Annotated in this window: 18 protein-coding genes and 7 tRNA genes; 22 read left to right on the top strand and 3 right to left on the bottom strand. The window is 32.5% G+C overall.

The window, feature by feature from the left end; genetic code table 11:
- Nucleotides 1-24 precede the first annotated feature (24 nt).
- The 7 genes from nifE to ACSVC9_RS14375 all read left to right on the top strand — a co-directional run bounded on the left by nifE (nucleotide 25) and on the right by ACSVC9_RS14375 (nucleotide 9,837).
- Nucleotides 25-1,362: a nitrogenase iron-molybdenum cofactor biosynthesis protein NifE gene (nifE, locus tag ACSVC9_RS14405; RefSeq protein WP_446898124.1), complete on the top strand. Its 1,338-nt coding sequence runs from the start codon at nucleotides 25-27 to the stop codon at nucleotides 1,360-1,362.
- Nucleotides 1,363-1,388: 26 nt separating this feature from the next.
- Nucleotides 1,389-4,088, top strand: coding sequence for a nitrogenase cofactor biosynthesis protein NifB (gene nifB, locus ACSVC9_RS14400; RefSeq protein WP_446898123.1), 2,700 nt, complete (start codon nucleotides 1,389-1,391; stop codon nucleotides 4,086-4,088).
- A 62-nt stretch (nucleotides 4,089-4,150) separates the two neighbouring features.
- Entirely contained in the window at nucleotides 4,151-5,212 is a 1,062-nt protein-coding gene (locus tag ACSVC9_RS14395; RefSeq protein WP_446898122.1) for a homocitrate synthase/isopropylmalate synthase family protein, read from the top strand.
- Between the two features lie 11 nt (nucleotides 5,213-5,223).
- On the top strand, nucleotides 5,224-6,030 hold the full coding sequence (locus ACSVC9_RS14390) for a homocitrate synthase (protein WP_446898121.1): 807 nt from the start codon (nucleotides 5,224-5,226) through the stop codon (nucleotides 6,028-6,030).
- Between the two features lie 182 nt (nucleotides 6,031-6,212).
- Nucleotides 6,213-7,625, top strand: a complete 1,413-nt coding sequence (locus ACSVC9_RS14385; protein WP_446898120.1) for an NAD(P)/FAD-dependent oxidoreductase — start codon at nucleotides 6,213-6,215, stop codon at nucleotides 7,623-7,625.
- A gap of 54 nt (nucleotides 7,626-7,679) precedes the next feature.
- Complete coding sequence (locus ACSVC9_RS14380) at nucleotides 7,680-8,966, top strand: adenylosuccinate synthase (RefSeq protein ID WP_446898119.1); 1,287 nt, start codon at nucleotides 7,680-7,682, stop codon at nucleotides 8,964-8,966.
- A gap of 124 nt (nucleotides 8,967-9,090) precedes the next feature.
- Entirely contained in the window at nucleotides 9,091-9,837 is a 747-nt protein-coding gene (locus tag ACSVC9_RS14375) for an acyl-[acyl-carrier-protein] thioesterase (RefSeq protein WP_446898118.1), read from the top strand.
- A gap of 11 nt (nucleotides 9,838-9,848) precedes the next feature.
- Here ACSVC9_RS14375 and ACSVC9_RS14370 read toward each other — a convergent pair whose 3' ends face one another.
- Nucleotides 9,849-11,081, bottom strand: a complete 1,233-nt coding sequence (locus ACSVC9_RS14370) for an NAD(P)/FAD-dependent oxidoreductase (protein WP_446898117.1) — start codon at nucleotides 11,079-11,081, stop codon at nucleotides 9,849-9,851.
- A gap of 158 nt (nucleotides 11,082-11,239) precedes the next feature.
- Here ACSVC9_RS14370 and ACSVC9_RS14365 point away from each other — a divergent pair, with 158 nt between their 5' ends.
- The 10 genes from ACSVC9_RS14365 to anfO all read left to right on the top strand — a co-directional run bounded on the left by ACSVC9_RS14365 (nucleotide 11,240) and on the right by anfO (nucleotide 13,942).
- Nucleotides 11,240-11,437: a hypothetical protein gene (locus ACSVC9_RS14365; protein WP_446898116.1), complete on the top strand. Its 198-nt coding sequence runs from the start codon at nucleotides 11,240-11,242 to the stop codon at nucleotides 11,435-11,437.
- Nucleotides 11,438-11,572: 135 nt separating this feature from the next.
- Nucleotides 11,573-12,388: a pyruvate, water dikinase regulatory protein gene (locus ACSVC9_RS14360; protein ID WP_446898115.1), complete on the top strand. Its 816-nt coding sequence runs from the start codon at nucleotides 11,573-11,575 to the stop codon at nucleotides 12,386-12,388.
- A gap of 115 nt (nucleotides 12,389-12,503) precedes the next feature.
- A tRNA-Glu gene (locus ACSVC9_RS14355) sits at nucleotides 12,504-12,578 on the top strand.
- 7 nt (nucleotides 12,579-12,585) lie between these two features.
- Nucleotides 12,586-12,661 (top strand) — tRNA-Val (locus ACSVC9_RS14350).
- 13 nt (nucleotides 12,662-12,674) lie between these two features.
- Nucleotides 12,675-12,751, top strand: a tRNA-Asp gene (locus tag ACSVC9_RS14345).
- A gap of 40 nt (nucleotides 12,752-12,791) precedes the next feature.
- Nucleotides 12,792-12,866, top strand: a tRNA-Glu gene (locus tag ACSVC9_RS14340).
- Between the two features lie 7 nt (nucleotides 12,867-12,873).
- Nucleotides 12,874-12,949 (top strand) — tRNA-Val (locus ACSVC9_RS14335).
- A gap of 11 nt (nucleotides 12,950-12,960) precedes the next feature.
- A tRNA-Asp gene (locus ACSVC9_RS14330) sits at nucleotides 12,961-13,037 on the top strand.
- Nucleotides 13,038-13,042: 5 nt separating this feature from the next.
- Nucleotides 13,043-13,118 (top strand) — tRNA-Thr (locus ACSVC9_RS14325).
- Between the two features lie 188 nt (nucleotides 13,119-13,306).
- Nucleotides 13,307-13,942, top strand: a complete 636-nt coding sequence (gene anfO / locus ACSVC9_RS14320; RefSeq protein WP_446898114.1) for a Fe-only nitrogenase accessory protein AnfO — start codon at nucleotides 13,307-13,309, stop codon at nucleotides 13,940-13,942.
- 23 nt (nucleotides 13,943-13,965) lie between these two features.
- Here the strand turns inward: anfO and ACSVC9_RS14315 are convergent, their stop codons facing one another.
- Both ACSVC9_RS14315 and ACSVC9_RS14310 read right to left on the bottom strand, forming a co-directional pair.
- Nucleotides 13,966-14,949 (bottom strand): ATP-binding protein, encoded by a 984-nt coding sequence (locus ACSVC9_RS14315; RefSeq protein ID WP_446898113.1) that lies wholly within the window; start codon nucleotides 14,947-14,949, stop codon nucleotides 13,966-13,968.
- Nucleotides 14,942-15,940: a DnaD domain protein gene (locus ACSVC9_RS14310; protein WP_446898112.1), complete on the bottom strand. Its 999-nt coding sequence runs from the start codon at nucleotides 15,938-15,940 to the stop codon at nucleotides 14,942-14,944. The genes ACSVC9_RS14315 and ACSVC9_RS14310 overlap by 8 nt, the downstream gene beginning before the upstream one ends.
- A 204-nt stretch (nucleotides 15,941-16,144) precedes the next feature.
- On the opposite strand from ACSVC9_RS14310, the gene ACSVC9_RS14305 reads away from it, so the two are divergent.
- The 5 genes from ACSVC9_RS14305 (at nucleotide 16,145) to fabK (ending at nucleotide 19,976) form a co-directional block, all read left to right on the top strand.
- A complete protein-coding gene (locus tag ACSVC9_RS14305; RefSeq protein WP_446898111.1) occupies nucleotides 16,145-17,221 on the top strand; it encodes an NAD(P)H-dependent flavin oxidoreductase in 1,077 nt (358 codons plus the stop codon).
- A 76-nt stretch (nucleotides 17,222-17,297) separates the two neighbouring features.
- Complete coding sequence (locus tag ACSVC9_RS14300) at nucleotides 17,298-17,759, top strand: MarR family winged helix-turn-helix transcriptional regulator (RefSeq protein ID WP_446898110.1); 462 nt, start codon at nucleotides 17,298-17,300, stop codon at nucleotides 17,757-17,759.
- 33 nt (nucleotides 17,760-17,792) lie between these two features.
- Nucleotides 17,793-18,767, top strand: coding sequence for a beta-ketoacyl-ACP synthase III (locus tag ACSVC9_RS14295; protein ID WP_446898109.1), 975 nt, complete (start codon nucleotides 17,793-17,795; stop codon nucleotides 18,765-18,767).
- Between the two features lie 13 nt (nucleotides 18,768-18,780).
- Nucleotides 18,781-19,014 carry an acyl carrier protein gene (locus ACSVC9_RS14290; RefSeq protein WP_446898108.1) on the top strand — a complete coding sequence of 78 codons (234 nt, stop codon included), beginning with the start codon at nucleotides 18,781-18,783 and terminating at the stop codon, nucleotides 19,012-19,014.
- Between the two features lie 17 nt (nucleotides 19,015-19,031).
- Nucleotides 19,032-19,976: an enoyl-[acyl-carrier-protein] reductase FabK gene (gene fabK / locus ACSVC9_RS14285; protein ID WP_446898107.1), complete on the top strand. Its 945-nt coding sequence runs from the start codon at nucleotides 19,032-19,034 to the stop codon at nucleotides 19,974-19,976.
- Nucleotide 19,977: the final 1 nt, after the last annotated feature.

Here is a 19,977-nt window from a genome sequence, read left to right as displayed (position 1 = left end):
AATAAGGCTTTTGGAGGCGGTTTTATGGAAAATAGGAAAGCTGAAATTATAGAAGATAGAAAAGAATTTGTCTGTTACAATTCAAAAGATAATGAAAATAAAATTAAGTGTGATCAGAATAGTGTATCTGGTGCGGTAAGCCAGAGAGCCTGTGTGTATTGTGGTGCAAGGGTAGTTCTAAATCCTATAACGGATGCCTTCCATTTAATTCATGGACCAATAGGATGCGCAGCATATACATGGGATTTAAGAGGGAGCTTGAGCAGTGGTTCCGAATTGTTTAGGAATAGTTTTTCTACGGATTTAAGTGAAACAGATATTATATTTGGAGGAGAAAGAAAGCTGAGAGATTCTGTTGATGAAATTGTAAAAAAATTTCATCCAAAGGTTATTTTTATATACGCAACCTGTATAGTTGGTGTTATCGGTGATGACATAGATGCAGTCTGTAAAATGGCGGAAAAAAAATATTCAATAAGGGTTATACCTGTAAAATCTCCTGGATTTTCTGGAAATAAGTCCACAGGCTATAGAGCTGCATGTGATGCAATAATAAAACTTATAGGTGATAAGAAAAGCTCAAAAAAAGTAAATGGAATCAACTATCTGGGTGATTTTAATTTGGCGGGAGAAGTATGGGTGGTAGAAAATTATTTAAAAAGAATAGGTATTGACATTGTATCCAAGCTAACAGGTGATGGAAAATATGATGAGATAATAAAAGCTCCTGAAGCTAAACTGAATATAGTTCAATGTGCAGGTTCCATGGGATATCTTGCAAAGAGAATGGAAGAGCTGTATGATATTCCATTTATAAAAACAAGTTTTGTTGGATTGGAAGATACAGAGAATTCACTGATTCAAATTGCGAGCATCATAGGTGATGAGAATACAGTACGAAGAGCGGAAGAACTTATAAAATATGAAGAGGAGAAAATACAGCCTGAACTTGAATATTACAGGGGAAGGCTGAAGGGTAAAAAAGCTGCCATATATGTTGGCGGTGGTTATAAAGCAATATCTCTTATAAAGCAGTTTAGAGACCTGGGCATGGAAACTGTTATGGTAGGAACTCAGACAGGTAAACCTGAAGACTATGAAATAATTGAAAAGATTACGAATGAAGGAACTGTAATACTTGATGATGCAAATCCTTATGAACTTGAAAAATTTATGGTTGAGAAAGGTGCGGATATTCTGGTAGGTGGAGTTAAAGAGAGACCTCTTGCCTATAAGCTTGGAGTTGCATTTTGTGACCATAATCATGAAAGGAAGCATATACTTGGAGGATTTCAGGGGGCAGTAAATTTTGCAAAAGAAATAGATTTGACTATAAATAGTCCTGTTTGGCAGTATATTTAAAATAAATTTTGAGGAGATGATTGAGGATGAGTAACAAAAAACTGGTAAATGTAGATATAAACCCATGTAAAATGTGTATGCCGATGGGTGGAGTTATGGCATTTAAAGGTATAGAAAACAGTATGGTAATATTACATGGATCCCAAGGTTGCAGTACTTATATTAGAAGGCATATGGCTACCCATTACAATGAGCCTGTAGATATAGCATCATCTGCTCTTACTGAACAGGGTACTGTATATGGGGGTGCCAAGAATTTAAAAAAAGGTTTAAAGAACATGATTAAAATGTACGATCCGACCACTATCGGGATACTTACAACTTGTCTGGCAGAAACTATTGGAGAAGATACTAAAAGAATAGTAGAAGAATTCTATGAAGAAGAAAAAAATAATGAAAAAATTAAAAATATAAGGATAATAACCGCACCTACACCTGGTTATGGTGCTACGCAGGCTGAAGGATATTTTGTTGTTCTTAGAAAAATTGTAGAACAGATTTGTGAAAAGTCAGAAAAGAATGGAAAATTAAATATAATATGTGCTAATTTAAATCCAGGAGATGTAAGAAATATAAAGAGAATACTGGATGATTTCAAAGTAGGATATACTATTTTGCCGGATGTATCAAATACACTCGATTCCCCGCATAATGAAAAATATAGAAGAATACCTAAAGGTGGTACTAAGATAGATGACATAAAAAAAATGCCGGGAGCCTTGGCCACAATTGAAATGGGGAGTACGATATCAGATGATAATTCTCCGGGAGTATATCTTAGAGACAAATTCGGGGTGCCGCTTTACAAATGTGGAATACCAATAGGACTTAGAAATACAAATGAATTTGTTTCATTAATATCGAAAATAACAGGTTTTTCTATACCTGAGGATTATATAACTCAAAAAGGCAGATATTTGGATGCCATGATAGATAATCATAAATATACAGGTGAAGCACGGGTAATTTTATATGGTGAACCGGAGCTTGTATATGCAACTGCAAGGTTATGCCTGGAAAATGGAATACTTATCAAGATGGTTGGAATGGGATCTAAAAATGAAGCTTTGAGGAAGAAGCTTAAAGAAGAGCTGAAAGTTCAAAAAGAGGATTCCATTGTGCTTGATGATACTGATTTTGGGACCATGGAAAGTTATGCAAAAAAATTACAGGTGAATTTATTGATAGGAAATTCTGATGGAAGAAGGATGGCCAGAAAGTTAGGGCTTAAGATAGTAAGAATTGGATTCCCTATTCATGATAGAGTCGGAGGACAAAGACAGATAATAACAGGATATAATGGTTCGGCCTTTTTAATAGACAGTGTGGCAAATGTCATGCTTGAGCATACACAGGATACTTATAGGGAGAAAGCTTATAATGATTTTTATGCACCTATTGCAGAAATGAAAAATGAGGAGAAAAAAGATATGAAAACAAACGATGAAGTAAAGTTGAATAGTGACAAGACCTGTACACACCCATGTTTTGGGGACAACGCACATAAATTTGCAAGGATGCATATACCTGTAGCACCAAAATGTAATATAAGCTGTAATTACTGCAGCAGAAAATATGACTGTGCAAATGAGAGCAGGCCTGGAGTTACAAGTGAAGTCCTGAGCCCTCAGCAGGCACTTGAGAAATTCAAATTGGTAAAGAGCAAAATGAAAAATTTGACTGTTGTAGGAATAGCAGGTCCGGGGGATGCTCTTGCAAACTTCGATGAAGTAAAAAAATCTCTTGAACTCATAAGAAAAGAATCACCGGAAACTACTTTTTGTTTATCTACTAATGGACTTATGCTTCCTTTTTATGCAAATCAGCTCATAGAACTTGGTGTATCACATGTCACAGTAACTATGAATGCAGTAGATAAAAAAATAGGAGCTAAAATATACAGGGAAGTCAATTATCTGGGCCATAAATATATAGGAGAAGAGGCAGCGGAGATACTTTTAACCAATCAGCTTACTGGACTTAAGTATTTGTGCTCGAAGGGCATAATCTGCAAAGTCAATATAGTTATGCTGAAAGGAATAAATGATAAGCATATTAAGGAAGTTGTTCAAAAGGCCAGAGTATGTGGAGCATATATGACAAACATAATGCAGATGATACCAGTTCAGGGAAGTAAATTTGAAGATTTACCTCTAGTCTCCAATGTGGAATTAAATGAAATGAGAAAAAAATGTGAGATAGATTTGAAACAGATGTATCACTGTAAACAGTGCAGAGCAGATGCGATAGGAACTCTTGCACAGGATTGTTCCATAGATTTTAGAGATATGGAATGCGGAAGCTGTGCAGGGAAATGTTCAAGTAAAAAGGAGAAAAATACAGTTGAAGATGCAAAATATAGATTTGCAATTTCATCTAAATCAGGCATTAATATAGACCAGCATTTTGGACATACTACAGAATTTTATATTTATTCTTATGATTCTGGTACTATAAGATTTTTGGAAAAAAGGAACGTTGATAAATATTGTATAGGATCAGATGATTGTGATGAGCATGAAGATAAAATTTCAAAAATTATTAGAACAATAGGTGATTGTAATGCTGTACTTGCACTCCGGGCTGGGTTTGAACCAAAAGAAAAATTGGGAGCAAGAGGAATTGAATTTATTGAAATGTATGATTCTATAAACAAGGGAATTATAAAAGCTGTTAAAAAAATGAAAGAGAATAAAATATTAGAGGGAGAAATTAATGTAGGGTAGTCAGTTAATATTATAGAGTACAGTTGATTTTTATATCCTCTAGGATTGAGAAGGTGATATATATGTCCATTATAGTTAAAAATAGAAAAAAAATTATTATAGATAGAACTTTACCTGAAGTTGTAAAGAGATTAAAAGAAGTTAATAACAATGTTTCAATAAGATTTCTTGCTCTGTTAAAAAATTTAGGGGTAGATATGATAGAAATTGATAGATGTGTTTTAAACGGAATAAAAAATATTCCACAAGATTTGGACTATATATACAGGGTTGAAGATGTTTCAGATATATATTTTATGGATGGATGCGGGATTGATTTTAAATATATAGTTATAGATTATAAAAAAAGCCTGACCTTAAGTGAAGATGCCTTGAATATCTTAAAGGATAAAAAAATAATGCTTGAAGTAGATATTAAAATTTTAGATGAATTGTATGAAAGAGGAGACTCTTCAATTGTAGATAAGCTTAATTTGGAATGTTTAAGAATAAAACATATAGTAAAATATGATATTTGTGGCTGGGGCAGATTAATAAGTGATATAAAGGAAAAATTTCATGTGAATGTGGATCTGTGTGCAGATAGTAGATATTACATGGCTACGGCTATAAGCATTGAAGCTTGCATGGATGGAGCAGATTCTGTTACTGCAGTTTTCAATGGACAAATTTATGGATTTGCATCTTTAGAAGAAGTTGTTGTGGGACTTAAAGTTATAAAGAATGGACAGGTATATGGAAATTTAAAATTGATAGGTGAAATGGCAAAAATTTATACTGAATTATCCCATGAAAAAGTATATCGTATGAAGGCGGTAATAGGAGAGGATATTTTCAAGTATGAGTCCGGTATTCATGTAGATGGAATTGAAAAAAATCCAGTTACTTATGAGCCTTATAACCCTTATGATATTGGAGAAAAAAGAACCATGTATATAGGTAAGCATTCCGGGAAGAAAGCTGTAATAATCAGACTTCAGGAATTGAATATAGATTGCAGGGATATAGATATGGATGGGCTTTTGAAAAAGGTAAGGGAAATAAGTATAAAACTGAAGAGAAATATTTTTGATGATGAATTAATACAAATTTATAATGATTTTAAAAATAGATGTCTGAGATGAGGTGATGGAGAATGGATGTTAATGTTGTAGATACAACTCTAAGAGACGGTGAGCAGAAAGCTTGCGTGGCTTTAGGAATTGATGAAAAGCTAAAAATAGCGAAAATTATAAATGATATGGGTATTAGTCAGATAGAAGCAGGTGTACCTGCCATGGGTGGAGATGAAAAAAAGAGCATAGAGAAGATTGTAGAACTAGATCTAAAAAGTAAAATATCCTCATGGAATAGGATGGATATTAAAGATATAAATGAATCTATGGATTGTGGGGTTGATATAATTCATATATCCATTCCCTCATCAGATATACAAATTAAATCTAAATTGGGGAAAGATAGAGATTGGGTTATAGAAAATATAAAAAGATGTGTTGCTTATACAGTCGATAAAGGATATGAAACGACTATAGGATTAGAAGATGCAAGCAGAGCGGATATAAATTTTTTAATTAAGCTGTGCGAAACTGTCTTTGAGTTGGGGGTCAAGAGGATAAGATATGCAGATACTGTAGGAATTTTGTACCCACGAAAGATATTTTATCATATAAAAAAGCTTATGCAAGAAGTACCCGTAGAAATAGAAATACATGCACATAATGATTTTGGCATGGCAATAGCTAATTCTCTGGGAGCTGCAGAAGCTGGAGCAAAATTTGTGAATTGTACTGTTACAGGTATTGGTGAGAGAGCTGGAAATTGTGACTTCATAAAGTTTGTTACAGTACTTGATAAATTAGATGGGAAAAGAATATATTCAAAGAATTTCGAGGATTTGATTAGAATGGAACAAAATATTAGAGAAATAATAAATTGTGCTTAATATAATTGAATTTATATCATAACAATAAGGCCGTAAATAGTATTTTTTATTTACGGCCTTATTGTTATAAACTAAAGTTTATTGTATTAACACGAATTTTAATACCAGTTTTTTAATAAACATTCGTATTTTTATTGACTGAAATACTCAGTTCTGATAACATGATAGTGGAGTGATGCGTTTTGAAAAATAAATATGATATTATAATAGTTGGGGCGGGCCCTGCTGGGATATTTACTGCTTTGGAAATCACTAAACTAAATAAAAGTTTAAATGTAATTATAATAGATAAAGGAAGAAATATAGAAGATAGAAAGTGTCCGGAAAGAATAACAGGAAAATGCCTAAAATGTAACCCATGTGCTATAACCTTTGGGTGGTCAGGGGCCGGAGCTTTTTCTGATGGAAAGCTTTCTTTAAGTCCTGAAGTTGGAGGTAGGATACTGGATTATTTTTCAGAAGATGAATCTAGAAAGTTGATAAAATATTGTGATGACATATATTTAAAATTTGGAGCAAATAAGAAAGTATATGGTTTAAATAATGAAAAGGTGGATAAAATCAAATATGAATCCAGTAAATATAATATAAGACTTATAGAGTGCCCTGTTAGACATTTAGGAACAGAGCTTGCTTATGATGTCCTTAAAAAAATGTATTGCCATCTGTTGGAAAATACAAATACTGAATTTAGTGAACTTACAAATGTTAAGGAAGTACTTATAGAAGATGGAAAGGCAAAAGGAGTTAGAATCGAAAGGAAAGGTAAAATTCAAGATATAGAAGGTAAATATGTGGTTGTTTCTCCTGGAAGAGGGGGAGCAGAATGGTGGAGTTCAGAATCTAAAAAACTTAATTTGAGAACTATTAATAATGCAGTAGATATTGGAGTTAGAGTAGAAGTTCCAAATTCTATAATGGATCATTTGACCAAGGATTTATATGAAGCTAAACTAGTATATTATTCGGATACTTTTGACAATAAAGTTAGAACTTTTTGTATGAATCCAGGAGGAGTGGTTTCAGAAGAGTATTATGATGATGGAACTATAGCAGTTGTAAATGGACACAGCTATTCTGAAAAAGAGCTGAGAACAGACAATACTAATTTTGCAATGCTGGTTTCTACATCATTTACAGAACCATTTGACAGGCCAATAACTTATGGCAAGTATATTGCGGAACTTGGTAATATGCTAACTGGAGGTGGAATAATGGTTCAAAGGTTAGGAGATCTTTTAAATGGAAGAAGGACGGATTATTCGAGGTTGAAAAAATCCACAACCATTCCTACATTAAAATCAGCGGTACCGGGAGACCTCAGCTTTGTACTTCCACAAAGGCATCTCACATCTATAGTTGAATCATTGAAAGCTTTTGATAAGATAGCTCCTGGACTTTATAGTAAAAATACTCTTCTTTATGGAGTTGAAGTGAAATTTTATTCGAGTAAGTTTGATACAAACAACAGGTTTGAAACTAAAATAGAGAATCTCTATACCATAGGTGATGGCGCAGGAATTACAAGAGGGCTTATGCAGGCGTCTACTACGGGAGTGGTTGTTGCAAGGGACATATCAAAAAAAGAACAATAGGAAAGTTATTTGGTATATAAAGATGATATATATAAATAATGAGGAGGAAATTTTATGTCAGCATTTATTGTTTTAGGATCCCAATGGGGAGATGAAGGAAAAGGAAAGATGACAGACTATCTTGCTGAAAAAGCGGATGTAGTCGTTAGATTTCAGGGAGGTAATAATGCAGGTCATACGGTTGAAGTGAAAGATAAGCAGTATAAGCTTCATCTTATACCTTCAGGAATACTTTATAAAGATAAAATCAATATAATAGGAAACGGTGTAGTTTTAGATCCTAAGGCTCTTTTTGAAGAAATAGAATATTTGAAGAAGAATGGAGTAGAAGTTACGAGCAACAATCTTATGATAAGTGATAGAGCACATCTTATAATGCCATATCATAAAATATTGGATAGTGTCAAGGAAAAATCCAGAGGTAAAGGCGATATAGGAACTACAGGAAAGGGCATTGGCCCTTGTTATACTGACAAGATGGAGAGGAGCGGTATAAGAGTGTGTGATCTTCTCCATAAAGATGTATTTTCTACTAATTTAAAAAAGAATATAGACATAAAAAATGCCATAATATCTAAAGTCTACAGTGGAGATATGCTTGATTTTGATTCCATATATAATGAATATATCATTTATGCAGAGAAGTTAAGACCTTTTGTCAAGGATATATCTGTAGAAATATACAACAATATAAGAAAAGGAAAACAAATATTGTTTGAAGGGGCTCAGGGAACTCTTCTTGATATAGATTATGGTACATATCCTTATGTAACTTCCTCCAGTACAATTGCCGGTGGAGTTTGTATTGGAGCTGGACTTGGACCAAATATGATAAATGGAGCTATAGGTATAGCAAAAGCGTATACAACAAGAGTTGGAAAAGGACCATTTCCAACAGAATTAAATGATAATGTAGGCAATTGGATAAGAGAACAGGGACATGAATATGGAGTTACTACAGGAAGAGCAAGAAGATGCGGATGGCTTGATCTGGTAATACTTAAAACCAGCAGCAGAGTTTCCGGACTTACAAGTTTTGCAGTCACAAAAATTGATACACTTGCTGGACTTGATAAAATAAAGGTATGTACTGGATACAAATTCAATGGTGAGATTATAGATTATGTACCTGCGAGCCTTGAAGATCTTGCAAAATGCGAACCTGTATACGAGGAATTTGATGGCTGGGATGAGAATATAAAAGATGCGAGAGACTATAATTCCCTCCCTGAAAATGCAAAAACATATATAAAAAAGATAGAACAATTCACAGATACAAGGGTTTCTATAGTATCCGTAGGTCCAGGAAGGGATCAGACAATAAAGATATCTGAAATATAGTAGAATATAGGAGTTAATTAAAGAAGTTTTTGGATGTATACTTATACCAAAAGCTTCTTTAATTGTAAGCATAAAAATTTTGTGATAAAATTATTAATATATTTTACTATGGGGGGTAGCTATTTTGAATACAACATATAAAGAAAAAGAATTTCAGGTGAATTATTACGAAATAGATTTTAAGGAAAAGTTACTTATAACGAGTATTATGAATTATTTTGATGATACTGCCACTGAACAGTCACAGAACATGGGCAGAGGGCTTGGTTATATGAAGGAACATAGAATAGCCTGGGTAATTTACAAGTGGGACATATATGTCAATAGATATCCGCATTTTCGTGAAAAAATAAAGGTTAGAACCTATGCGAGATCCTTTCGAAAATTTTATGGCTACAGAACTTTTGAAATTATTGATAAAGATGAAAATATAATTTGTAGAGCCAATTCAGTATGGTTGCTCATAGATATTGACAAAAGAAGGGTCAAGAGGATAACAGATGATATGTACTCTATATATGGTGTGACTAAACAAGATAATGAGCCTCTCGCAATAGACAATATAAATCTGCCAGATAAATTTGATTTTGAAAAGTATTTTGATGTCAGGTATAGTGATATAGATACAAATAGACATGTAAACAATGTAAAATATGTTGACTGGGCTATAGAAACAGTACCCTTGGATATTGTAGAAAATTATTCAATAGAAAATATAAATATAAGTTACAAAAAAGAAGCAATTTATGGTGGCAAAATAAAATCCTCAACAAAAATTGAGGAAGAAAATGGCAAATACCTCGGACTACATAAGATATCAGATGCTGATGGAAACGAGTTATGTACTATAAAAACATTGTGGAGAAAATAATTACAATGATATTATGAGTCTTTTGCAGCATTTCTAGCAGATATGACTCCAGAACTCCAGCACCATTGAAGGTTAAATCCACCGCAGTCTCCATCTACATCTAAAATTTCACCTGCAAAATAAAGATCTTTTACTATATTTGATTCCAGAGTTAAAGGATTTACTTCAAGAGTATTTATTCCTCCAGCTGTTACTTGAGAATTTCTGAAGGAATTGGTATCATATACGATAAAGGTCCACGACTTCAATAAAGCATATATGTTGTTTTTTTCCTTCCAGTTTAAATTTAATGCAGGTTTATGTATATTATCTAATAAAGCTTCCTTTAAGATGATGGGTATCAATCTTTTATTTATTATTCCTATGAAAGAATTGTAAACACTTCTGTAGTTTAAGGTCCCCCAATGATTTTCAAGCAAGGATATTAAATCATTTTTGTTTAAGTTAGGAAACATATCTATTCTTATTGATATGTTTTTTTTATAAAATAGCCCTCTTGAAGCAAGACCACTTATCTGAAGTATGGGAGGACCTGATATTCCATAGTCTGTAAAGAGTATTTCGCCATACTCCTTTCTCATTGATTTTCCATCTATCAATAATTCACAGGAACCATTGAACTTTATTCCGGATAATGCTTTAAGATGCTTGCATTTTAGCTTTAACTGCACGAGAGAAGGTACGGGAGGTATTATATTATGACCCAGCTTTTTTGAAAGTAAAAATCCAGATCCATCCGAGCCGGTATTGGCTGCAGATTTTCCTCCAGTACATAATATAAGTTTATGGCATTTAAATATTTCATTGTTACATATTATTTTAAAGACGTTTTTTCCCTTAATTATTGATTTAACTTTAGAATTTAGGTACACAGGGATTTTTCTATCTTCTAAGGCCATTAAGAATATATCTAGTACGGAAGAGGCCTGGAGGGACATGGGATATGTTTTACCATCCTCTAGTGTAACGAGAGGAAGCCCTAATAAATTAAAAAAATCAATAGTATCCTTGGAGTTGAATTTAGAAAGTATATCTTTAAAAAAATAATTGTTGCTGCTGTGATAATTATTAAGGGATAGTTTTGTATTTGTTATGTTGCATCTTCCATTTCCAGTAATCAAGATTTTCTTGCCTATTCTATTTGAACCCTCTAATACAGCAGTATCTTTTCCCATATCCATTGCAGTAATTGCTGCTGTCAATCCTGCAGCACCACCACCAATTATAATTATTTCATGAAACAAATTAAACCACTTCCTTTGTAATGTATCCTAATTTATATTTTATTATAACATCAATATAATTTTGAATGTCAATACCTCAGATGTAGTTCACAATTTATCTATTAACATTTATAGCTTTTTTATTTATAATAGATTGTAAAAAACTTGGAGATGATAAAATGAAAATAAGCCATGAATGCTGGCAATGTGGATGTGAAAAATTGAATTATGAGGGTTCTGTGTACTGCATATTTGACAATACGTCGGGTACAGTTATTATGAAAGATGAGCGTGATAAATGTTCATTTATTGATAAAAACAGTAGTGTTTTTGAGGATGTTTATAATGAATTTCAAAATAAAACTTTAGAGCAATAGTATAAAAAGGCAAAGGGCTTTTTAGGACAACTTGAAAGCTCTTTTTAAAACCTGTATAGTGAAAAGTAATTTTCGCCGAAAACTAGTATTATATGATATTATGTTACTAGGGTATTTACTAGGAGGTGAATAATATTGCTAAAAATATACGCTGTATCAGATTCTATTGGTGAAACTGCAGAACAGGTGGCAAGAGCTACTGCATATCAGTTTTCTGAAACCGTGCAGGTTAGGAAAGTACCTTATGTTAAGAGTTATGAGAACGTGAATGACTTTATAAACAGTTTAGAGAGTAGAGAAGATATACTTATAATATCTACTATAGTTCTGGTAGATGTAAGAGAGTTTTTAACTCATAGGTGTATTGAGTGTGGAATACCTATAAATAATATACTTGGACCATGTATAAGTATGGCTGCCAGAATTTTAAAAACAATACCTGATTATAGACCCGGAGCTGTTTGGAGAATGGATACTAAATACTATAAGAAGATTAAAGCAATGGAATTTGCAGTCCAATATGATGATAGCAAGAATAACGTTGGAATAAAATATGCAGATGTCATATTGATTGGGCTTTCTAGAACTTCTAAAACTCCGATTTGTATGTATCTTGCAAATAAAGGAATAAAAGCTTTGAATATACCGCTTATGCCTGAGATCCCAGTTCCAAAAGAGTTGTTTGAAGTCAATAGAAGAAAGATAGTAGCACTCACAATCGATCCAATACAACTTATAGAAATACGAAAGCGTAGATTAGATAGTTATCATAGATGTTTTACAAATATAAAGTACGCAGATGAAGAAAGGATACTTCAAGAACTGGATTTTTCTGATAAACTTATAAAGAGGCTAAATTGTAAAGTAATAGATGTAACTAAAAGGGCGATCGAAGATACGGCACTAATGATAATGGATTATATAGGCTATACAGATGGAAATTCTTATTAATCAATTAAATATTCTATATTAAAATTTAAGGAAAACATGAAAAAAGTGTTGACACTTTATGAAATATTTTGTATTATAAGATATGTCGGGTCGCGCGAGAGGCTTGACTAACAACGGCCCCTTGGTCAAGTGGTTAAGACACCACCCTTTCACGGTGGTAACAGCAGTTCAAGTCTGCTAGGGGTCACCATTTATGTGGGCGCATAGCTCAGCTGGGAGAGCATCTGCCTTACAAGCAGAGGGTCACAGGTTCGAGCCCTGTTGTGCCCACCACATAAATTATAATGGCTCAGTAGCTCAGCTGGTTAGAGTGCCGGCCTGTCACGCCGGAGGTCGTGGGTTCGATCCCCATCTGAGTCGCCAATTATATTTTATGTATTAAATATAGAATATTTAAAGTAATGGCCCCTTGGTCAAGTGGTTAAGACACCACCCTTTCACGGTGGTAACAGCAGTTCAAGTCTGCTAGGGGTCACCATTTATGTGGGCGCATAGCTCAGCTGGGAGAGCATCTGCCTTACAAGCAGAGGGTCACAGGTTCGAGCCCTGTTGTGCCCACCACATAGTATAATGGCTTAGTAGCTCAGCTGGTTAGAGTGCCGGCCTGTCACGCCGGAGGTCGTGGGTTCGATCCCCATCTAAGTCGCCAATTATGCTGGCATAGCTCAGCTGGTAGAGCAACTGACTTGTAATCAGTAGGTCGTGGGTTCGATGCCTACTGCCAGCACCAAAAATCACTTTATTCTAAAAAATGTTTTTTAGAATAAAGTGATTTTTTATATTTATTTAAAAATAAATATTGAAATAATTGAATTTATCATTTATAATTTAATAAAATATAGTCCCAATTATTAAAAATAAATCTATGATTGGAGGGAATAATTATTAAATTTTTAATTTAAATTTAATAAGACAATTATGAATAAAGAAATTGCAGTATTAGTAAATGACCATGGAGAAGTAACTTCATTTTTAGAACCTTCGGTAGTTAATATATATATAATGGAAAATAATCACTGGGAAATAAAAAATAGAATAGTTTTTCAGGTTGATGTTACAGCTGATATAAATTTAATTAGGCAAAGAATTAGCAAGATGGTTAAATTATTGGGAGAATGTAAGATCTTTGTAGCAACTGAAATTGTAGGAATACCTTATAATATTCTAGAAAGATTTGGTATTAATTCATGGGAAATAAATGGGAAACCTGACGAATTTTTAAATTATATAATTAAAAAGGAATCGGAAGAAGAGAAAAAATTAATAGAAGAGTCTTTTAAACATAAAAATGGTGATATGCAGTATATTGTTAAAAATGGTGAAGATGGGAAATATTTTATAGATTTTATTGAAATACAGAATAATAATCCTAATATTACCACCAAGAAGATATTGTTACCATTTTTTAAAGAAGTAGATTTTTTCGAATTAACTATTAGATGTAACCACATACCAGGATGGTTTCAAAGGGAACTTTATAAATTTAATCTAAGAGCAGATGTACAAAAAAATAATATGGATGAAATTGAAGTTATTGTAAAACATGAAAAATAAAATTTGAGGAGCAGGAAATAATTCTAAAATTTCTTGCCCTTTATATTTTGTTTTATTCGTATATCTTCACCGAAAAATTTGCATAAAGTAAAATTTCCCAGTAATCTTGAAGAAATTCTTTCAGAATACATCTTTAATATTTCTTCAAGATCACAATTTGTAGATATAAGTATTTTTTTCCCACTTAGTAGTCTCATATTTAGTATATTAAATAATTCAGTTTTGGAAAAATCGGTTATTTGTTCTGAACCGAGATCATCTATTATTAATAGATCACAGTTCAAAAGTAAATCTTTGAGATCTTTATTATTTGCAAATCGTATCTCCCTTAAATTTTGCATTAATATTTCTGCAGTTTTATATACAACTAAATAACCTATGTCTAGCAATTCTTTTGCTATGCAATTTGACATAAAGCTTTTTCCAGTTCCCGCAGTTCCATAAAAAAACAGATTTTCTTTTGAATTAGAAAAATTCTTAATAAAATTCCAGCATTTAGATGCAATATTTTCTATATTTTTTCTTGGGCTTATATGTTCACCTGAGCTTTTTTCAGAAGAAAACAATTCAGGATTATAATTTTCAAAGTTATTATTTTGCAGTATGTTTGTTAAATGAGAATTTTTATAGTACAGGTTTACTAATTTTTGATTGTAACAATTGCATTTTTGGGTACCTATAAAACCGGTATCCTTACACTTTGGGCATCTATAATGAATTTCAAGATAATCCATAGGATAATTGTTTGCAACCAATAGTTCTGATTTTTTTATTCTAAGTTCTGTAATTTTTTCTCTCATCTGATTTAAATATATTTTGTTCTCTTTTGAATTATTTACAAGCTGAATGGATAATTTGATTGAATATAAACCTATTTGCTTTTCTATATCTAAAATTTCAGGTAATTTTTTTTGTATTTCTTCTCTTCTATTGTTTAAAGATTTGTTTTCTTCATTTCGTATATTTTCATATATCTTCATAATAGCAGAATGATAGCCTTTAATCATTATTATCCCATCCTAATAATTTCTTTTCTAGATCTTTAAAATCATAATTTCTCTGTTTGAAGTTGTTAAAAGTACTATTTTTAGGAGTATTGGTAATATTACTCTGTGTATTTGAATAGTTCATTTTTTTAATTTTTTTTCTATCCTTTTTTTCTATATCCTCTAATGTTTTAATTTTTTCCTTATTCCAGCTACTTAATATTCCATCTATATATTTAAAATCAGCTTTATTGATTCTCTTAAAGCATATATCACAAGCCTTAAGTATAACTTCTACAGGAAAATTATATGTATTTAACCATTTAGTAAAAATTTCTTCCTGGGGTTTCATTATTTCGGCGTCTTTTATACCTAGATAATTAAGTATTTTACGAATATTTATCCATTTATCTTCATGTTTTTTAATAAAAGACTGCGCATCATTAATATTTTTGATTTTAGCATCAAACCAGGATATAGCAATTTTCTCAATATATCTGCTGTCAGATTTACCTTTTAATACACAATATTGGATTAGAAGTAGTATAATTTCAGGGGAAAAATTGAAATCTTTTAACCAACTTATATACATGGTAATTTCCTTTGAAGAAAGAGGTCTTCCCAATAATTTTTCTATATCATTAAGCATATCCTTGGTAGAGTTTCTATTTAGCTCTTCTACTATATCTATATTGTTAGACTTTTTATTATCAAATTCATTTAGATCTAGAAATTCTATACTGTAATTTCCCATTTTGTCTACAGGAATTATTTTAATTACGTTTTCTTCATCCCAATAATTCCAAGCATTTATTACATCTGTTTCTAAAAGGTGTAGTGCACTTGCTATAACTTCGGAACTTACCCCAACTTCACCACAATTACAATATTTTAGCCCTAGAAGATACACCTTTACAAATTCTCCACGGGCTTTTGGCATAAATTTATCTATGAAAATATTATTAACAGGAGTGTAATTTGAATCTTTACTGTTGAATATGAAAGTACTCATACATTAATACCTGCCTTTTATAGTTTTTATACTTTATGATATATCTTAATAATTAATTATATCAAAATATAAAAACTATAACAAATTATACTTGAACTAATTTTAATAGGTATTGAAAGTGTTTGACAGTTAATTTTTTTTAATATATACTTTGATTATCAAATTATTTGACAATCAAAAATTATGTTAAAAGGAGAGGATCAAATGGGATTACCTCCACTTATTATAGGAAATTTAAATGCTAATGTTCCAATTATACAGGGTGGCATGGGTGTTGGAATTTCAGGATATAGACTTTGTCAGGCTGTAGCAAATGAAGGTGGAATTGGAGTAATATCAGGAGTTCAGATAGGATATAGAGAACCAGATTTTGAGACAAATACGAAGGAAGCTAATATAAGAGCACTGAGGAAAGAGATAAGAAGAGCAAGAGAACTAAGCCCCAATGGTATAATTGGAGTGAATATAATGGTAGCTGTAAGTGATTATGATGAAATGGTGAGGACTTGTGTAGAGGAAAGTGCAGATATTGTAATATCAGGAGCAGGGATTCCTCTCAAATTGCCCATACTTGTAAAAGGAAGTAATATAAAAATAGCTCCTATTGTATCTTCTGGAAAAGCTGCATCAATTATTATCAGACACTGGATAAAGAAGTATTCAAGAATGCCCGATCTGGTAATTGTAGAGGGACCATTGGCCGGAGGACATCTTGGCTTTCATATGGAACAGCTAAAGTCGGGGAATGAAAACCTTGAGCAAATTGTGCTTGAGGTTATTAAAGTAGTGAAAGCATTTGAGAATAGCTATAATAGAAAAATTTCGGTGGTGGCAGCTGGAGGTATATACACGGGAGCGGATATTGCAAAGTTTTTAAAGTTGGGAGCATCAGGAGTTCAGATGGGGACACGTTTTGTAGCTACAGAAGAATGCGATGCAAGCATAGAATATAAAAAAATGTATATAAGTGCTAAAAAGAAAGATATAAAATTGATTAAAAGTCCTGTAGGCCTTCCTGGAAGAGCAGTGGAAAATAAATTTATAAAAATTGCTGAGCAGCATAGAATTGCTCCAGATAAGTGCTATAATTGTTTGAAGAAATGTAACCCTAAAGATACACCTTATTGTATATCTAGGGCTTTAATTAATGCTGTCGAAGGCAAGGTGGATGATGCACTTATTTTTGTAGGAAGCAATGCTTATAGAGTAAATAAAATAGTAAAAGTAAAAGATCTTATTGAGGAATTGGTCTGTAATGCAAGTAGGATATATAATGCCTGATTTTGAAATAGTATATTTGGAATAGTATATATAAATACTTAGGATATTTAAATCATATGCTTAGAAGGGTGATTTGGTGAATAGAGGTATAAATATTATAAATGAATTGTTAGTAGATATTTTTTATGACATATTACAGATAGAACAAAAGTCTCTTCGATATGCATCATTTAAAGATCTATCAATTTCAGAGATACATACTATAGCAGCTATAGGCATGTATAAACCTAGAAGAATGACGGAAGTTGCAGGTGATCTTGATATAACACTTGGAACTTTGACTACAGCTGTAAAACATCTTGTAAAAAAGGGGTATGTGGTTAGGGAGAGAAGTGAGGTAGATAGACGGATTGTGTACATAAGGCTTACAAAAAAAGGTAAACTTGCCTATAGAATCCACCAAAAATTCCATTCTGATATGGTTAAAGAATGTATACACGATTTAAGTGAAGAGGAGGAAAAAATCTTAACAAGATCGCTTGGGAAATTAAATGAATTTTTCAAGTCAAAATATGATATTGATGTTAAGGTAAAATAATCATAATTAATCTATATGTGAAGAAGGGGAAAAATGAATAGGGTAGAGATTATTGGTACAGGAAGTTATTTACCAGATAATATAATAACAAATGATGATTTAAGTGAAATTGTAGATACTAATAATGAATGGATAAAAAGTAGAACTGGTATAGAACAAAGAAGAATATCTAAAGGTGAAAATACATCTGACATAGCAACTAAAGCTGCTTTTAAAGCAATAGAAGATGCAAATATATCTGTGGATCAAATTGATTTTATAATAGTGGCTACGGCTACACCGGATAGTTTTTTACCATCGACAGCTTGCATAGTTCAAAAAAATATAAATGCAGTAAATGCAGCCTGTTTTGATGTATCAGCAGCTTGCTCCGGTTATATATATGCCATGGATATTGCAACCCAATTTATAAGATCTGGTAGGGCGGAAACTATTTTAATTATAGGTGCAGAAACTCTTTCAAAAATACTCGATTGGAAAGATAGAAGTACTTGTATTTTATTTGGTGATGGTGCATCAGCTGCTATATTAAAAAAGGGAAGAAGAGATAGTATACTTGCAATCAATACAGGAGCTGATGGACGATTGGGGCATTTTCTAACTTGTGCCGCAGTCCCAGTAGATAATCCGTATGTAGTGAATAAGCCACAGCTAATTAAATCTATAGTGAAAATGGATGGAAAAGAGATATTTAGGTTTGCGGTTAAGATTATGGAAAAGTCTTTAAATAAACTTCTTAGGGAGTCTGGAAGTTCTATAAATGAGATAGAATTCATAATACCGCACCAAGCAAATTACAGAATAATAGAGGCTGCCTCTAAAAGGTTAAATATACCATTAGATAAATTCTATGTAGACTTAGATAGATATGGGAATACATCTGCTGCTAGTATAGGAATAGCCTTTGACGAAGCAAGAAAAAATCGGCTGGTTAAGAGTGGCGATAGAATTGTACTTATAGGCTTCGGAGGGGGACTTACTTACGGTGGTATAGTTATTGAAATTTGATAGGAGGACAGAAATGGTATTTGAAAAGATACGAAATATAATTTCAGATCAGCTTGATATAGATAAAGAAAGTATAACTATGGATACTTCCTTTAAAGAATTGGGGATGGATTCACTGGAATTATTTCAGGTAATAATTGAAATAGAAGAAGAATTTGGAATTCAAATAGAAGATGCAGAATCGATAAGGACTGTAGGAGAAGCAGTAAATTTTGTAATAAAATTTAAAGAGGACAAAAATGGTTAATATAAAGGAGGTACTATATGATTGATTCTAAGTTTTGTAAGATGATAGAAATAAAATATCCTATTATACAGGGAGGAATGGCATGGATTGCAGATAGTTCACTTGCAGCAGCAGTATCGAATGCAGGAGGATTAGGAATAATTACAGGAAATGCCCCTCTTGATTGGGTAAGAGCTGAAATAAAAAAGGCAAAAGAACTCACGGATAAGCCTTTTGGAATAAATATAATGCTCCTTTCAGATACAGCTGATGAAGTGGCAAAAATGGCCTGTGAAGAAGGTGTTAAAGTAGTTACAACTGGAGCTGGAAATCCAGGTAAATATATAGATATGTGGAAGGAATATGATATAAAGGTAATACCTGTAGTGGCATCTGTAGCTCTGGCAAAAAGAGTTCAAAGATCAGGAGTTGATGCAGTTATTGCAGAAGGCTGTGAGTCAGGAGGACATGTAGGAGAGTTAACAACAATGGCATTGGTTCCACAGGTAGTGGATGCTGTAAGAATTCCAGTTATTGCAGCAGGAGGAATAGGAGATGGAAGAGGAATAGGAGCAGCTTTTATGCTTGGTGCTTCAGGAGCTCAGCTTGGTACTAGGTTTCTAGTTGCAAAAGAATGTACTGTAAGTCAGAATTATAAAGATAGAATTTTAAGGGCAAAGGATATAGATACACAGGTTACCGGTAGAGCTACAGGACATCCTGTGAGAGTAATTAGAAATAAACTCACTAGAAAACTTCAGCTTCTTGAAAAAAATTGTGCTCCAACTAGTGAATATGAAAAACTTGGCAAAGGGGCACTTTCGAGAGCTGCAAAGGAAGGTGATATAGAAAACGGATCGGTTATGGCAGGACAAATTGCTGGACTTGTAAATAAGGAGCAGAGTGCAAAAGAAATAATAGAAGAAATTTTTGCTGAATTTGAAAGCAATTTAGTTAAATTAGAAAATATATTTAAAGATTAAT

The organism is Clostridium sp. LBM24168 (assembly GCF_052953915.1).
The sequence above is the reverse complement of the archived record's forward strand: the minus strand, read 5'-3'. Positions and strand labels throughout refer to the sequence as shown.

Excerpts from the sequence above, each read along its gene's own strand:
- ACSVC9_RS14395 (WP_446898122.1), top strand. The coding sequence starts at position 4,151 with ATGTCCATTATAGTTAAAAATAGAAAAAAAATTATTATAGATAGAACT.
- fabK (WP_446898107.1), top strand. The coding sequence starts at position 19,032 with ATGATTGATTCTAAGTTTTGTAAGATGATAGAAATAAAATATCCTATT.
- anfO (WP_446898114.1), top strand. The coding sequence starts at position 13,307 with ATGAATAAAGAAATTGCAGTATTAGTAAATGACCATGGAGAAGTAACT.
- ACSVC9_RS14365 (WP_446898116.1), top strand. The coding sequence starts at position 11,240 with ATGAAAATAAGCCATGAATGCTGGCAATGTGGATGTGAAAAATTGAAT.
- nifE (WP_446898124.1), top strand. The coding sequence starts at position 25 with ATGGAAAATAGGAAAGCTGAAATTATAGAAGATAGAAAAGAATTTGTC.
- ACSVC9_RS14380 (WP_446898119.1), top strand. The coding sequence starts at position 7,680 with ATGTCAGCATTTATTGTTTTAGGATCCCAATGGGGAGATGAAGGAAAA.
- ACSVC9_RS14315 (WP_446898113.1), bottom strand. The coding sequence starts at position 14,949 with ATGATTAAAGGCTATCATTCTGCTATTATGAAGATATATGAAAATATA.
- ACSVC9_RS14305 (WP_446898111.1), top strand. The coding sequence starts at position 16,145 with ATGGGATTACCTCCACTTATTATAGGAAATTTAAATGCTAATGTTCCA.
- ACSVC9_RS14295 (WP_446898109.1), top strand. The coding sequence starts at position 17,793 with ATGAATAGGGTAGAGATTATTGGTACAGGAAGTTATTTACCAGATAAT.
- nifB (WP_446898123.1), top strand. The coding sequence starts at position 1,389 with ATGAGTAACAAAAAACTGGTAAATGTAGATATAAACCCATGTAAAATG.
- ACSVC9_RS14310 (WP_446898112.1), bottom strand. The coding sequence starts at position 15,940 with ATGAGTACTTTCATATTCAACAGTAAAGATTCAAATTACACTCCTGTT.
- ACSVC9_RS14390 (WP_446898121.1), top strand. The coding sequence starts at position 5,224 with ATGGATGTTAATGTTGTAGATACAACTCTAAGAGACGGTGAGCAGAAA.
- ACSVC9_RS14290 (WP_446898108.1), top strand. The coding sequence starts at position 18,781 with ATGGTATTTGAAAAGATACGAAATATAATTTCAGATCAGCTTGATATA.